Raw genomic sequence first — 14,988 nt, forward strand, 5'->3', positions numbered from 1 at the left:
CATTCCGGATTTCTGTCGTTCCCACAGCCTCGCGAACAGGGCAGGATCGGATGGACATGTCTTTGACTTCGCCTTCCCCCGACAAGACCTCTTCCGATGACCTGACACCACAGGCTATGGCGCCTGAGGTCGATCTCAAGGCGACCCGACCTGCACGATTCGTTCATGGCAGTATCATGCGTCATGTCGTGGTCATGGCAGGGACGGGGGCGATTGGGCTGATGGCCGTTTTTGCGGTCGATCTGCTCAATTTCTGGTACATTTCTCATCTGCATGATCCGGCACTCACGGCGGCCATCGGGTTTGCTGCAGCACTTGGGTATGTTCAGGTGGCTGTATCCATCGGGATGACGATCGGGCTCGGTGCCATTATCGGTCGCCTGATCGGGGCGCGACGGATTATCCGGGCACGGCGTTTTGCATCAGCCTTCATGGTGGTGATGGTCGGTGTGACAACCGTTCTAGGCTGTCTGACGGCCGTTCTGGCGTCGTTTTTGCTCAGTCTGCTCGGTGCCAGAGGAGAAGCCCTCGTTCAGGCAGCCCATTTTCTGCATATGGTCTCGCCGTTCTTGCCGATGGTCTGTTATGGCATGGCTCAATCGGCGTTGCTGCGCTGTGTGGGAGATGCGCGACGTTCAATGCAGGTAACGGTGGTGGGCGCCATTGTCTCGGCTATTCTGGATCCGATCCTGATTTTTGGTTTCAATCTGGGACTGACGGGTGCAGCTGTCAGCACGATTATCTCCCGTGGTACGGTTGTTGCCTTCGGGTTCTTCAGTTTGCGTGATCATCGGATGCTGGAATGGCCACGCCTCTGGGCCGTCGCTCCGGCAACGCGGCAAATTGGTGCGGTTGCTCTGCCTGCCATAGCAACCAATCTGGCCACTCCGGTAGGTGGGTTGTTTACCACGCATTTCATGTCACATTTCGGGCTGGAGGCAATTACAGGTCAGGCAACGATCGAGCGTATTGTGCCAGTAGCCTTTGCCTTTGTGTTTGCCCTGACCGGTTCAGTCGGGCCGATTATGTCGCAAAATCTGGGCGCCGGGAAAAAAGACCGTGTGCGTGAGACACTTTATGCCTCGCTCAAGCTGACGGCACTCTGTGTTATACTGACCTGGGCTATTCTGGCCGCATTCCATACACCTATCCTGCATCTGTTTGCATCGAAAGGTGTTGCTGTCCGTATCGTCACATTGTTTTGCTGTTGGCTGGTGGCGAGTTATTTTTTTGTTGGATTGCTGTTCGTGTCAAATACAGCGTTCAACAATCTGGGCCATCCTTTCTATTCCACAGGCTTCAATTGGGGACGGGCGACTCTGGGTACAATTCCTTTTGTCTGGATTGGCTCTTTCTATGGGCCGATTGGCATATTGGTGGGACAGTCTCTGGGTGTGGTGATTTTCGGTAGCCTGGCAGCCTTGACGGCCTTCAGGGTCATCAGGCGGATATGACTTAAGGAAGTGGGCACTATAGGCAGTTTATCAATATAATTTCACAGGTATATCGTAAATGTTTTCATTTATAGAACATATGAAGCAGCAATAATTATATTGAAATAATAAAACAATATTTCAATAGAAATTAAGCTAAAAACAAATAATAATTGTTAAAAAATAAAATAACTTAATAAATGTTTGCGTTTGGTGTATTAAAATTTATATAGGAAACGTATAAAACAAATTATTATTATTTTTATACAAACATATATTTTTTAATAATTTATTTCAAATTTTTGTTTATCTGAAAGAATAAAAACTTCTTTTCTCCTCATTTTCAACGCGGTGAATGATGGTATTGTATTTTGTCGTGTATATCGTCTTTTCGTTCTTCCCTTACAGATTGTAGTGAGGGATAATAAAATGGTATGAAATCTGAATTTATCGTTTTTGAAAATGCTGTGACTGAGAGTGGCGATGCGAATATTGTTGACAGGTGGTTGCGGGTTTATCGGTTCTGCTGTGGTCAGGCATCTGATCCGTCAGACCACTCACGAAGTTCTCAATGTGGATTGCATGACGTATGCAGCCTCGGAAGAAACAGTTGGAGATGTGTCGGCAGACAGGCGTTATCGCCATGCTGCCGTCAATATTGTCAATGGTGTTGAACTTCAGAAGCTGTTTGACGAATATCGCCCGGATGCCGTGATGCATCTTGCAGCAGAGAGTCATGTTGATCGCTCGATCGATGGTCCTGGTGTGTTTGTCGAGACGAATGTCACTGGTACCTATGCGCTTCTCGAGGCTGCCCGCCGCTACTGGCAGACGCTTGGCGCAGAAGCCCAGAAGGCATTTCGCTTCCATCATATCTCGACCGATGAAGTGTTCGGTCATCTCGAACTCGATGATCCGCCATTCACCGAGACAACCCCTTATGATCCAAGAAGCCCGTATTCGGCATCAAAGGCGGCTTCGGATCATCTCGTCCGTGCCTGGTACCATACCTATGGCTTGCCTACTTTCGTGACCAACACGACCAATAATTATGGTGTCTGGCATTTTCCCGAAAAGCTTATCCCGCTGGTAACGATCAACGCACTGGAGGGCAAGGAATTGCCGGTTTACGGCAAGGGCGAGAATATCCGTGACTGGCTGTTCGTCGAGGATCATGCTGAGGCATTGGTAAAAGCAGTTGAACGCGGCCAGCCGGGTGAGACCTATGCGATTGGTGCACGTCAGCCACGTACCAATCTTGATGTGGTCAAGACGATCTGCACCGTACTTGATGAGTTGTCGCCTGATCCGGCAGGGCCTCGCGAGCGCCTGATCCGTTTCGTTACCGACCGCCCGGGCCATGATTTCCGTTACGAGATCGATCCCAGCCATGCCGAAAAGGCGCTGGACTGGAAGGCGAAGCACGATTTCGAAACGGGCATCCGTCGCACCGTTCAATGGTATCTCGACAACCGTCATTGGTGGGAAGGCATTCGTGCCCGTCGTTACACCGGACAGAGACTGGGAACAAAAGCATGAGCGCTGAAAAGACCAAACCGATGAAGGGCATTCTTCTGGCGGGCGGGTCGGGCACGCGCCTGCATCCCATGACACTGGCGACCTCGAAGCAACTGCTTCCGGTCTATGACAAGCCGATGATCTACTATCCGCTTACCACGCTCATGCTGGCGGGGATTCAGGATATCATGATCATTACCACTCCGCATGATCTGCCGCAGTTCAGGCGTCTTCTTGGTGATGGATCACAGTTCGGCGTGCGCTTCGAATATCGTGAGCAACCTTCTCCGGATGGTCTGGCTCAGGCATTTCTGATTGCAGAAGACTGGATCGATGGTGCACCCTGTGCACTGGCTCTGGGCGATAATCTGATTTTTGCCGATCACCTCGGAGTGCTGCTGCGTGCGGCGGCTTCCCGTCCCGAGGGGGCGACAGTTTTCGCCTATCAGGTGCGCGACCCCGAACGTTACGGTGTGGTTAGTTTCGATGAGAGCGGTCGAGCCCTCGGCATTGTCGAGAAGCCTACAGAGCCCGAGTCCAACTGGGCCGTGACCGGTCTTTATTTCTATGACCATCGTGTTGTGGAGTTCGCCAAGAAGGTCAAACCAAGCCCACGTGGCGAACTCGAAATTACCGATCTGAACCAGATGTACCTGGAAGAGGGATCCCTTCAGGTTGATCGTCTGGGGCGCGGTTGCGCCTGGCTTGATGCCGGTATGCCCGATAGTCTCATGCAGGCAGGACTTTTCGTGCAGACCATTCAGTCACGTCAGGGAATGCTGGTAGGGTCGCCCACAGAAGTTGCCTACCGCATGGGCTTTATCGATCGCGATCAGCTTATTATGCAGGGTAAAGCCAAGAAGAAAACCGAACTGGGCCGCATGCTGCTTGAGCTTGCTCATCAAACCCATTCAGGCAGGAACTAGGAGCCAGTCCATGAAAGTCGAACGTCTCGCCATTCCTGACGTCATCCTCGTTACGCCGCAGCGTTTCAGCGACTCACGCGGTTTTTTTTCTGAAACCTACAACCATCAGAAGATGGTGGATGCGGGCATCGATCTGACCTTCGTTCAGGATAATCAGAGCCTGTCGGTGCAGAAGGGCGTCCTGCGCGGTCTGCATTCGCAGGTGGCCCCTTTCGTTCAGGGCAAGCTCGTACGTTGCACCAAGGGCGCGATCTGGGATGTCGCTGTTGATGCGCGCACAGGCTCGCCGACCTATGGTAAATGGGTTGCGGCGGAACTGTCGGAAGAAAACTGGTCTCAGCTCTGGGTGCCGCCTGGCTTCTTGCATGGCTTTGTGACGCTGCAGGAAAATACCGAAGTGCAGTACAAATGCACCTCGCTTTATGACAAGGCATCCGAGCGCGCCGTGATCTGGAACTGTCCACACCTGGCGATTGACTGGCCGATCAGCGAAAGTGAAGTGGTTTTGTCCGATAAAGACAAGATCGCTCCGCATTTCACCGAAGCCAAGGGATGGTTCCATTACTCATGAGCACGGCAACGGAAAAACGCATTCTTGTTACGGGTGGTCAGGGTCAGCTTGCCACCTCTCTGAAAATGCTCGGAGGCGATCGCGTCGTGGTGGTGGGCCGCCCTGAATTCGATCTGGCTCAGCCAGAAACGCTGGCGGCTACGTTGAAGCGGGTCAACCCTTCTCTGGTTGTCAACGCGGCAGCCTGGACAGCGGTCGATCTGGCCGAGAGCGAAATCGAGGGTGCGACGGCCGCCAATGAGACGGGTCCGGCAGAGCTGGCGCGTCTTTGCGCTGCGCGCGATGTGCCGCTGGTTCATGTGTCGACCGATTATGTCTATGCCGGTGACAAAGGCGCGCCTTACGTAGAGACTGATCCGGTCACCCCGCAGACTGTTTATGGACGCACCAAGGCAGCAGGCGAACAGGCTGTTCTGAAAGCCCATCCGCGCAGCATCGTTCTTCGCACCTCCTGGGTCTATTCGGGGCACTGCAAGAATTTCGTGCGTACCATGGTCAATGCTGGTGCCAAGAATACCCATCTCAAGGTGGTGGGTGATCAATATGGCAATCCGACTAGTGCTGATGACCTGGCAAAAGCGATCCTGTCGATCGCCGATCAGGTCGAAGCGGGCTGGCAGGATAGATTTGCCGGTATCTACCATGCCAGTGGCACGGGTGAGACGAGCTGGCATGGCCTTGCTGTCGCAGCTCTTGAGGAAGCCAGCCGTCATGGCCAGTCCATGCCCGTTGAAGTGGCGGCCATTCGTACCCAGGACTGGCCTACTCCTGCTAAGCGTCCTCAGGATTCCCGTCTTGATTGCAGCAAGCTCGAACGGGTTTTCGGTATTCGTCTGCCGGAATGGCGCGATGGCGTCGCGCGTGCGGTCGATGAGCATTTTGCGACCAAGCCAGCCTGAAGGTGACTGACCAGAACAGAACAATTTCCTCAGCGCCGCATCTGTATACGGTGGGTGGAAGAGATACGGAGCGGGCGGCATCGAGGCCGCCCGTTACGATTCTGCTCTCGGTCTATAATGGCGAGGCTTTTCTCAACCAGCAACTTGACAGTTTTCTGGCCCAGTCCGACACTGACTGGTGCCTGTACTGGCGTGATGATGGTTCTCACGATGCTTCTCGTGCCATCATGCTTTCCTTTCAGGAGTATCGCGGCCAGGGGCGCTGCATAGAAATTGATCCTGAACCAGGAAATATTGGTGTGGCACGCTCCTATGCTGTGTTGCTCAATGCCGCTCCGTCTGAGTCGCTTGTTGCCTTTGCTGACCAGGACGATGTCTGGGTGCCTCAGAAGCTCGCCTGGGCAAGAGAGAAGATTGTCCCATTGCAAGGACCAGCCTGTATTGTGCCCGCCAGTTTCTGACCGATGAGGCGCTGACGGTGCTGGGACCTTCTCTTGCGCTCAGACGCACCCCTGACTTTCATTCGGCTCTGATTCAGAATATCGCAACAGGTCATACGGTTCTGCTCAACCGGAGGCTGCAGCTCTGATCCGTCCGGTTCTGCCGCCACAAGGGGTACTGCACGATTGGTGGAGTTATATTCTGGTGCTGGGGGCAGGAGGGCAGGTCGTTTTTGATGATCGTTGTGTGAGTTTCTATCGTCAGCACCGACGCAATGCTGTCGGTGTTGAACGTTCTCTTGCTATCAGGGGAATACGCGCTTTGCGTCGTGGTCCGAGAGCATTCATGACGTTACTTGCGGCCCTTGTTTCCCGTCTGCAGGAACCCGATTGTCAGACCCTGATCGAGCCGGAAGAGCGTCAGTTCCTGTCGCGTTTGCAAGATGTACTCGAAGACAGCTTCATGACGCGATTGGTCTTTTTGCGTGAGGAAGCTGACTTTATCCGCCAGCGTCCAGCCGAGACCTGGATATTCCGGTTCTGGTTTCTGTTTTACGGCAGAACCAAACCGAATTCATGACAGGTACGACGCAGGGTTTCTGACGGAAGCGCATGAGCCGAAACCTGCTCGGTCGAGAGCGTTAGCTCAAGTGATCGGCTCATGAGGTGCAACGCTCCGGTTTTGCCTCCATAGCGCTCGTCACCGATGATAGGGCATCCCAGAATGGCGCAATGCACACGAGCCTGGTGGGTGCGCCCGGTGAACAATGTCAGTTCCAGCAAAGCCCGGTTCGCACGGCGCGACAGAACACGCCAGCCGGTGCGGGCGGACTGCCCTGAGGGATCGGCCGTCATGTGCCAGCCTTCTTTTGTCGTTACTTTTCGCAAGGGGGTATTGATCACGCCGTCATCGCCACGAGGCGCATTCTCAACTACTGCCCAATAGGTTTTGCGAGCCTGTCCTGCAGAAAAAAGCTTCTGCGCTTCAACGAGGGCCTGCTTGCGCAGCGCAATCATGAGGCATCCCGACGTATCGGTATCAAGGCGATGAACCAGCCAGGGACCATCCTTCCGGCGCGACAGGAGGGGAAAGAGCGCTTCGACCGAATGCGTCGTCTTCGGGCCAGGATGAACAGGCAATCCCGCAGGCTTGTCGATCACGACAAGACGCGGGCTCTGATACAGGATCGGATAGGGAAAATGATTCATCGGGGGAGGGGAAGGATCAATCCTCGTCGCGCTGACGACGGGCAAGAACCTCTCGTTTGCCGACATGATTGGCCGAACTCACAATCCCTTCCTTTTCCATCTGCTCGATAATCTTGGCAGCGCGGTTATATCCAATGGAGAGATGGCGCTGGATGAACGAGGTCGAGGCCTTGCCTTCACGGGTCACGAGATCGACCGCCTGATCAAACAGACTCGTCTCTGCGTCGAAATTGCCGCCACCCACACCATTACCACCGGAAGAAGCGCTTGCCGCTTCATCTTCGAGATTGGAGATCACCTCGTCATTATAGACCGGCTCGCCCTTGCTGCGCAGATCGGCCACCACATCCTCGACTTCGCTGTCGGTCACGAAGGGGCCGTGCACACGGGTAATGCGCGCCGCGCCTTGCATGTAGAGCATGTCACCCTGGCCGAGGAGCTGTTCGGCACCCTGTTCGCCAAGGATGGTGCGGCTGTCGAATTTGCTGATGACCTGAAAGGAGATACGCGTCGGAAAATTGGCCTTGATGGTGCCGGTGATCACATCCACGGAAGGGCGCTGTGTTGCCATGATAACATGGATACCTGCCGCACGGGCCTTTTGCGCCAGGCGCTGCACGGCGGCTTCGATTTCCTTGCCAGCCACCATCATCAGATCAGCCATTTCGTCGATGACAACGACAATATGAGGCATGGTTTCGAGCGCAAGCTGTTGCTCGTCAAAAACAGGCTGGCCTGTTTCCGGGTCGAAGCCCGTCTGTACGCGCCGTGTGACGAGTTCGCCCGTGGAGCGTACCTGACGTACGCGCTGGTTATAGCCGGTGATGTTGCGGACCTGCAGATGCGCCATGGAGCGGTAGCGCTTGTCCATCTCGCGTACGGTCCATTTGAGCGCGGCAACGGCCTTGTTCGGCTCGGTGACCACCGGCGTCAGCAGGTGAGGAATACCATCATAGATCGAAAGTTCGAGAATTTTCGGATCGATCATGATCAGACGGCACTCTTCCGGTGTCAGCCGGTAGAGCAGCGACAGGATCATGGCGTTCACGCCTACCGATTTACCGGAGCCCGTGGTACCTGCGATCAGCAGATGCGGCATCTTGGCTAAATCGGCATAGACCGGATTGCCTGCGATATCCTTGCCTAACGCAAGACGAAGCTGCGCCCCCGGTTCATGAAACTCGGGAGTATCAAGCAATTCCGAGAAATAGACCGTTTCACGTGACGCGTTTGGCACTTCAATGCCGATCACGTTGCGGCCGGGTACAGTGGCGATACGCACGCTCAGTACAGAAAGCGAGCGCGCAATATCATCAGCCAGACCGATGACGCGTGCCGAGCGGATACCCGGTGCCGGTTCCAGCTCGTAGAGTGTGACGACGGGCCCGGCGTGGATATCACCGATCTGTCCCTGGACGCCATAATCTGAGAGCACCTGTTCCAGCAGACGCGCATTGGCTTGCAACACCTCATTGGAAGGACCGTTGCCTCCATGGGCGGGCGCCTTGCGAAGCAGTCCGAGCGATGGCGGCTGCCAGCCTGTACTTTCCCATCCCTGACGGGCTGCGGGAATGGATTGTTCCTGATGCGGGCGTTCCGACCGGGTACGACCGAAGCCGAAAAATCCACGTTTGGGTTCTTCCTGCGCTTGCGGGGCAGGCGCTGGCTCGTCCTGATAAGGCGGTGCATCCTCGATTTCAGCGTAACGCGTTACGGCAGCCGGTCGCGGTGCGCTTTCCTGATCGCGGGCAATTTGTGCCAGCTGCATGGCATAGGGGTTAGCCGGGGCAGATGATTCGGCTGCTGGAGCTGCATTCTTTCCGGGTTGTGCGCTCTGCGTGGAGGCTGGCTGGGTCTGCGAGTGCTGGAGCACCGGAAGCATTTCTTCGGTTTTTTCCGGTGGCTGAAGCCATCCGGTATTTGCCGGGATAAAGGGCTGTCGAGCGGTGTCACCGGTCTGTCTGGGCGACGGGTAAGGATGCTCATGGCGATAGGCATTCGCCTCGACCGGCTCGTAACTGCTCCAGTCGGGGGGCGTTGTCTGGCGGGCGCGATTGCCCATGCGACGTGCCAGATGCTCCGAGCTTCTTCCGATCGAGCGGGCTCCCCGAAAGAGCGCGCGCCATTCGCTGCGCCGCAGACCAAATGCAAGTGGAATGAGCAGAATGGTAAGCAGCAGGCCAAGAAACGAAAAGAGGACACCGCCCGCGCTGCCGAGCGTGGCACGTCCCGTCGAGACCAGATGATCAGCCAGAACAAGTCCGAGCTGTCCGCCAAGTCCGGCCCGTGAAGGCCAGCTTGTGGTCAGAACAGGCATCAGAACCTGCAATGTGGCAATCAGTGCCGCAGAGACAGGAAGCAGACACAGAAAAGCGATAAAGCGCAGGATTGGCACACTGAGCGTATGGTGGCGCACGATCTGCCACGCCCAACACAGCATGACGATAATCGGCATGGCACTGGCCAGACCCAGCCACTGCACCAGTCCGTCAGCCAGGGTTGCACCGGGCTGGCCGAGCAGATTGGTCGGCACAGCTGTGGTGGCGGTATCGAAAGACGGGTCCTGGGGATTGTAGCTCCACAACGCCACAGCAAGAGCGAGGGCGAGGGCGAGAAGAATAAACCCGCCAAGTTCTGTCAGCCGGTCATGAAACTGGCTGCGTAGTCTGGGCGAGGCGTTTGCGGGAGAGAACCAGCGGCTGAGCAAAGCCAAATTCACATCTTCCTGTGCTTGCGCAATACGTTGCACCCCGCGCATGGGGCGTCGAGCATCGTCTGAAACTATACCTGTCGTGCGGCAGAACTATAGCGGAACAACACGGTGAGACGAGAGTAAAAAAGGACCAAATTCCGCCAATTGTGCGGTCTGCATGGAGCTGATCTGCCTCAAGAGGATGATAGACCCAGAGAGATATGGCGGACAGAAGCGGGGATCGAAGAGACTTGCGGCCTTTGCGGGTCAGGATCCGGCACTGAGAGACTTTGATCGGTGCGCTCTGCCAGTGTCACGAGGCTTGCCAGATCCTGACTTGTGCCACGCCGAAGCGACGTTCTGTCAACAGAGGCAGTTCGATGGCAAGTTCGTCTTTTACGGCGGTTTCGGCCACGATGATCGCGTCAGGTGCGATCCAGCCAGAGCGGGTCAGAGCCTTGAGGGCGGCGGGTACCAGATCCTTGCCATAAGGCGGGTCGAGAAAGACGAGCGTGCAGGCGCGTGACGCACGTGGCGCGCGCGTTACGTCGCATGTCAGCACCGAAAGATCGCGATCGTCGAAGCGGCAGGCACGGATATTGGCCGAGATCACGGCGCGGGCGCTGCGATCCTGTTCCATGAAGATGGCAGAGGCCGCACCACGCGAGAGGGCTTCGAGGCCAAGCGCGCCTGTGCCGGCAAAGGCGTCGAGCACATGGGCCCCGCGCAGAAAGTCCATGCCGGCCCAGGGGGCGTGGGCAAGCATGTCGAACACGGCCTGACGGGCTCGATCGGAGGTGGGGCGGGTGGTTTCGCCCCGGGGCGACTGAAGGGCGACGCCTTTGCGTTCACCGCCGACGATACGCATTATTCTTCTTCGGCTTCCGGGCTGACAATGTCGGCAGTCTTGTCTTTCACGATGCGGCGGACGCGACGCGGAGCGGCGGCGAGACCGGGCACCTGCTCGCGCAGGATCTTGCCCTGAACCTCTTCGATCTCCCGTTTCTGCAGGGTACCAAGCTGGAACGGGCCATATGAGACGCGGATCAGACGGCTGACATGCAGGTTGAGCCCCATCATGACACGACGGATTTCGCGATTCTTGCCTTCCTGAAGACTGACGGTCAGCCAGGCATTATCACCTTTCTGGGAATCCAGACCGGCCTCTATGGGGCCGTAGCGCACGCCGTCGAACTCCGATCCATGGGCAAGGGCGGCCAGTTTGCGCTCGTCCACCACGCCGAACACGCGCACGCGGTAGCGGCGGATCCAGGCATTTGACGGCAATTCGAGACGGCGGGCCAGTTCGCCGTCATTGGTAAGAAGCAGCAACCCCTCGGAATTGATATCCAGACGCCCGACGCTCACGACGCGTGGCATGCCCTCGGGCAGGGAATCGAATACGGTGGGTCGCCCCTGGGGGTCGCGATGGGTGGTCATCAGCCCGTCAGGCTTGTGATAGCGCCAGACGCGTGTGTGTTCCTTGTTGCCGATTACCTTGCCATCGAGCTGGATGATATCGCCATCCTGCACGAAAGTGGCGGGATGCTCGACCGAAGATCCGTTCATGCGGATGCGCCCGGCCTCGATCATGCGTTCGATGTCGCGTCGGCTGCCTACGCCAGCGCGGGCCATCCATTTGGCGATGCGTTCGCCCTTGTTCTCTTCGGTCATGTTCGTCTGTCCTGTGGTGTCGCGTGTCGGGCCGCGTCGATGAATCCAGCCAATAGACGCGCATCGCCCGGATCGATAGCGAATTCCGGGTGCCACTGCACCCCCAGACGAAAAATTCCGTCATCGGTTTCGATGGCCTCGATCAATCCATCGGGTGCGCGGGCGCTTATTATCAGGCTGCCTGCGTCGCGCACCCCCTGATGATGCGACGAATTGACGCGCATTTTCGTCGCGCAGGTGCAGCGTGAAAGCAGTGTGCCGGGCAGGATCGTCACGTCATGACCGGCCTCGTCACGCGGGTTGGGCTGTTCGTGGGCAATCGGGCCAGGGGCGTGTTCAGGCAGATGCTGGAACAAGGCTCCGCCCCAGGCAATGGCCATGAGCTGCATACCGCCGCAAATACCAAGAACAGGAAGGCCACGGTCTCGGGCGGCGGCCAGAAAGGCAAGCTCGGCATCAGTACGGCCGGGCTTGAGTGTGGTGCGGGGGTGAAGGGCCTCACCGTAGAGAGCCGGATCCGGGTCAAAGGCTCCGCCTGTTACGACCAGACCGTCAAGACGCTCTATCAGCGGAGCGGCCAGAGCAGGCTCGTGGGGCAGACCGACGGGCAGGGCGCCAGCGGTAGCAAGGGCGCTGAAATAGTTCTGGCGTAGCGCATGGTAGGGGAAGCGCGAAAAGGCCCGTGGGCCGCCCGGCTCGATATCAAGCGTAAGGCCGATGAGAGGTGCGCGTGTCATGCCGACCATGTAAACAGGGTTTTGAGGCAAACAGAAAGCGCCCGTATCAGCCGGGCTGGAGATCCTGTGTCTGACAGTTCCCGACGGGGCAAGTCCGTTACCCACAAGAATGAATCTTCAGAAAGAGGCGTGGGTATGACCGCAGCGCTGGAAGCTGCCCGTGAGGCGGCTGAACGCGGTGAGGTGCCTGTAGGGGCGGTCGTGCTCGGACCGGAAGGGGGCGTGATTGCCCGGGCAGGCAATGAGGTTGAACAGCGCCGGGACCCCAGCGCCCATGCTGAGATTCTGGCCATGCGTGCTGCCACAGCCGTACTGGGTACACGTTCGCTGGCTGATTGCACATTGGTGGTCACGCTCGAACCATGCCCGATGTGTGCTTCAGCCATGGTACATTTTCGCCTGGGACGGGTAATTTACGGCGCCTATGACCCGAAAGGCGGCGGGGTTGATCATGGGCCACGTATTTTTGAGCAGCATGGATGTCTGCATCGTCCGGAAGTCATCGGAGGCGTTCAGGAGCAGGAAAATGCCCTCTTGCTGAAGAAGTTTTTCATAACATTGCGGGAAACGCGTGATTTCTGAAACGGATTACCACGTTTTTACACCTGTCTATTCTGGACGAACCGGAAGCAGCTTCATAAGTTTGACTAACCACACGCACCATACGGGTGCCAAAGCTGGAAAGATCATGACTGACGCCATGCCTGTACGTTCGATGCCTTCACGGAAATTCCGTTCACTGGCTCTGGTCGCGGCCACTGCGCTGTCCATAGGCGCCGGTATCTCCTCCCCCGCATGGGCAGAAGGGCTGATCACGCCCCAGACCCAGCTTCAGACCCTGCCGAATTTCGTCAATCTGGTGAAGCAGGTGAAACCTGCTGTCGTTTCCATCACCTCACGTATCCGCGCGGATGTTGCCGAGCAGGAAGAAGGTGGCGGGCAACAGATGCCGCAGGGCATGCCGTTCCCGTTTCCTTTCCCGTTCCAGATGGCCCCGCAGCAGCAGCAGCCACGACGCACCGTTGAGGCACGTGGTTCGGGTTTCATCATTTCCAATGATGGCTACATCGTCACCAACAACCATGTGGTGAATGGCGCAACCAAGGTGACCGTCACGCTCGATGATGGCACGACCCTTCCCGCAAAGATCGTGGGACGTGATCCAAAGACCGATGTGGCTCTGCTCAAGATCAAGCCGAACGGCAAGCTGCCTTTCATCGAGCTGGGCGACTCCGACAATGTGCAGCCCGGTGAATGGGTGGTGGCTGTTGGTAACCCCTTTGGTCTTGGCGGTACGGTCACGGCCGGTATCGTTTCGGCACGTGGGCGCGATCTGAATGCAGGCCCGTATGACGATTTCATCCAGATTGATGCGCCGATCAATCACGGTAATTCGGGTGGCCCGCTCTTCAGCCAGAATGGCAAGGTGATCGGTATGAATGCCGCTATCATTTCGCCTTCAGGTGGGTCGATCGGCATCGGTTTTGCCATTCCGTCCAACACGGTCAGAAGTGTGGTGGACCAGCTTCGTACCTCAGGTCATGTCACGCGAGGCTATCTGGGTGTGCTGATGCAGCGCATTTCTCCGACTCTGGCTCAGGCATTGAATCTCAAGCCAAGCGAGCCGGGTGCACCACCTGAGGGCGCATTGGTGGCCCAGGTCACACCGGGTGGCCCTGCTGACAAGGCTGGCCTGAAGAGTGGTGACGTGGTGATCGCGCTCAATGGTGCCAAGATCAAGAGTGTGCATGATCTGGTGGTCCATACTGTCTCAATGAAGCCAGGCAGCGATGCCACGCTGAGCATCCTGCGCGACGGCAAGACCCAGACCATTCAAGCCAAGATCGGCAATATGCCCAAGGATGGTGAAGGCCAGGATACGGCCTCTGGAGATGACAGCACGCAATCCGGTAGCGGCAAGATCGGTATTTCTCTGGCTCCCCTGTCTCGTGACATGCGCCAGCAGCTCGGCGTTGATGACAGTGTCAAGGGTGCTGTGGTCAATCAGATCGCCGCAGGCTCTCCTGCCGAGCAGGCTGGTGTGCGTCCCGGCGACATCATTCAGGCTGTGGGTAATACAGCGGTCGATAATCCTCGTGCGGTTCTGACTGCTGTGCGTGGTGTGCTCAAGAACAAGCAGCCGATTCTGTTGCGCGTGCTGCGCGACGGACAGCAGATCTTTATTGCTATTGCGCCGAGCGGAAGTGACGCGGATGACGATGGAAGCGATGACAGTAATTGAGAGCTAGCTCTCACGAGGCTTTCTGATCCGATTGAGTTTGAAGGGTGGGGTCTTTGGACCCCGCCCTTTTTCAGGCCTGCATGTGCTGTGATATAGGGAAGATCACATGCGGAATTTGCGGCTCCGTCCCCGCTGCGGCACAATGCGGCCATGACCCGTATCTTCATTGATTCTGATGCCTGTCCGGTCAAGGATGAGGTTTATCGCGTGGCCGGGCGTTATGGACTGCACAGTTTTGTGGTGTCCAATCGCATGATCGCCTTGCCTGATTCCTCTCTTATCGAGCGTGTGGTTGTCGAGGCCGGGCCTGATGTGGCCGATGATTGGATAGCCGAACATGCGGCTGAGAATGACATTGTGATCACTGCGGATATTCCGCTTGCCGCCCGATGTGTCGGGAAAGGTGTGCATGTGCTGGACCCCAAGGGGCGCATTCTCGATGGCGATGCCATCGGCATGGCGCTGGCCATGCGTAACCTTATGACCGATCTGCGTTCGGCAGGCATGATGACGCCGGGTGGTGCGGCTTTTGGCAAGGCCGATCGCTCCCGGTTTCTTTCCGCGCTCGATACCTTGGTCAACAAGGCTCGCAAGCCCCGCCCCCGTTCCATGGTCCTGCCACAGGAGTAGGAATATCTTATATGGCA

General features: G+C 56.8%; 15 protein-coding genes. 10 read left to right on the forward strand and 5 right to left on the reverse strand.

Translation table 11 applies throughout. The features are described 5' to 3' along the window. Window positions 1–116 precede the first annotated feature (116 nt). From JCM25354_RS10915 to JCM25354_RS21120, 7 genes are all read left to right on the forward strand, one after another. The gene (locus tag JCM25354_RS10915; protein ID WP_025886047.1) at window positions 117–1,454 is read left to right on the forward strand and encodes an MATE family efflux transporter; all 1,338 of its coding nucleotides are present in this window, start codon (window positions 117–119) and stop codon (window positions 1,452–1,454) included. A gap of 462 nt (window positions 1,455–1,916) precedes the next feature. Continuing rightward, window positions 1,917–2,972, forward strand: coding sequence for a dTDP-glucose 4,6-dehydratase (rfbB, locus tag JCM25354_RS10920; RefSeq protein ID WP_025886048.1), 1,056 nt, complete (start codon window positions 1,917–1,919; stop codon window positions 2,970–2,972). After that, window positions 2,969–3,877 (forward strand): glucose-1-phosphate thymidylyltransferase RfbA, encoded by a 909-nt coding sequence (rfbA, locus tag JCM25354_RS10925; protein WP_025886049.1) that lies wholly within the window; start codon window positions 2,969–2,971, stop codon window positions 3,875–3,877. Before rfbB ends, rfbA begins: the two co-directional genes overlap by 4 nt. 10 nt (window positions 3,878–3,887) lie before the next feature. Beyond that, window positions 3,888–4,448, forward strand: a complete 561-nt coding sequence (rfbC, locus tag JCM25354_RS10930; RefSeq protein ID WP_025886050.1) for a dTDP-4-dehydrorhamnose 3,5-epimerase — start codon at window positions 3,888–3,890, stop codon at window positions 4,446–4,448. Continuing rightward, window positions 4,445–5,347: a dTDP-4-dehydrorhamnose reductase gene (gene rfbD / locus JCM25354_RS10935; protein ID WP_025886051.1), complete on the forward strand. Its 903-nt coding sequence runs from the start codon at window positions 4,445–4,447 to the stop codon at window positions 5,345–5,347. Before rfbC ends, rfbD begins: the two co-directional genes overlap by 4 nt. A 2-nt stretch (window positions 5,348–5,349) precedes the next feature. Continuing rightward, window positions 5,350–5,808 (forward strand): glycosyltransferase, encoded by a 459-nt coding sequence (locus JCM25354_RS21115; protein WP_159103483.1) that lies wholly within the window; start codon window positions 5,350–5,352, stop codon window positions 5,806–5,808. A gap of 184 nt (window positions 5,809–5,992) precedes the next feature. After that, complete coding sequence (locus JCM25354_RS21120; protein ID WP_148301488.1) at window positions 5,993–6,367, forward strand: hypothetical protein; 375 nt, start codon at window positions 5,993–5,995, stop codon at window positions 6,365–6,367. On the opposite strand, the gene JCM25354_RS10945 is transcribed toward JCM25354_RS21120, so the two are convergent. From JCM25354_RS10945 to JCM25354_RS10965, 5 genes are all read right to left on the reverse strand, one after another. Beyond that, window positions 6,340–6,996 carry an RluA family pseudouridine synthase gene (locus JCM25354_RS10945; RefSeq protein ID WP_025886052.1) on the reverse strand — a complete coding sequence of 219 codons (657 nt, stop codon included), beginning with the start codon at window positions 6,994–6,996 and terminating at the stop codon, window positions 6,340–6,342. The genes JCM25354_RS21120 and JCM25354_RS10945 overlap by 28 nt on opposite strands. Window positions 6,997–7,012: 16 nt before the next feature. Then, entirely contained in the window at window positions 7,013–9,709 is a 2,697-nt protein-coding gene (locus JCM25354_RS10950) for an FtsK/SpoIIIE family DNA translocase (protein ID WP_025886053.1), read from the reverse strand. Between the two features lie 292 nt (window positions 9,710–10,001). Continuing rightward, window positions 10,002–10,556 carry a 16S rRNA (guanine(966)-N(2))-methyltransferase RsmD gene (rsmD, locus tag JCM25354_RS10955; protein WP_025886054.1) on the reverse strand — a complete coding sequence of 185 codons (555 nt, stop codon included), beginning with the start codon at window positions 10,554–10,556 and terminating at the stop codon, window positions 10,002–10,004. Beyond that, a complete protein-coding gene (locus JCM25354_RS10960; RefSeq protein WP_025886055.1) occupies window positions 10,556–11,362 on the reverse strand; it encodes a pseudouridine synthase in 807 nt (268 codons plus the stop codon). The genes rsmD and JCM25354_RS10960 overlap by 1 nt, the downstream gene beginning before the upstream one ends. Beyond that, on the reverse strand, window positions 11,359–12,099 hold the full coding sequence (locus JCM25354_RS10965) for a gamma-glutamyl-gamma-aminobutyrate hydrolase family protein (RefSeq protein WP_025886056.1): 741 nt from the start codon (window positions 12,097–12,099) through the stop codon (window positions 11,359–11,361). The genes JCM25354_RS10960 and JCM25354_RS10965 overlap by 4 nt, the downstream gene beginning before the upstream one ends. Before the next feature lie 135 nt (window positions 12,100–12,234). Between JCM25354_RS10965 and JCM25354_RS10970 the strand changes: the two genes are divergently transcribed. The 3 genes from JCM25354_RS10970 (at window position 12,235) to JCM25354_RS10980 (ending at window position 14,971) form a co-directional block, all read left to right on the forward strand. Then, the gene (locus tag JCM25354_RS10970) at window positions 12,235–12,681 is read left to right on the forward strand and encodes a nucleoside deaminase (protein WP_025886057.1); all 447 of its coding nucleotides are present in this window, start codon (window positions 12,235–12,237) and stop codon (window positions 12,679–12,681) included. A 133-nt stretch (window positions 12,682–12,814) separates the two neighbouring features. Beyond that, window positions 12,815–14,341 carry a DegQ family serine endoprotease gene (locus JCM25354_RS10975; protein ID WP_025886058.1) on the forward strand — a complete coding sequence of 509 codons (1,527 nt, stop codon included), beginning with the start codon at window positions 12,815–12,817 and terminating at the stop codon, window positions 14,339–14,341. 150 nt (window positions 14,342–14,491) lie between these two features. Beyond that, window positions 14,492–14,971 carry a YaiI/YqxD family protein gene (locus JCM25354_RS10980; RefSeq protein ID WP_025886059.1) on the forward strand — a complete coding sequence of 160 codons (480 nt, stop codon included), beginning with the start codon at window positions 14,492–14,494 and terminating at the stop codon, window positions 14,969–14,971. Window positions 14,972–14,988: the final 17 nt, after the last annotated feature.

Source organism: Asaia prunellae JCM 25354 (assembly GCF_000613885.1).
GTDB classification, from domain to species: domain Bacteria; phylum Pseudomonadota; class Alphaproteobacteria; order Acetobacterales; family Acetobacteraceae; genus Asaia; species Asaia prunellae.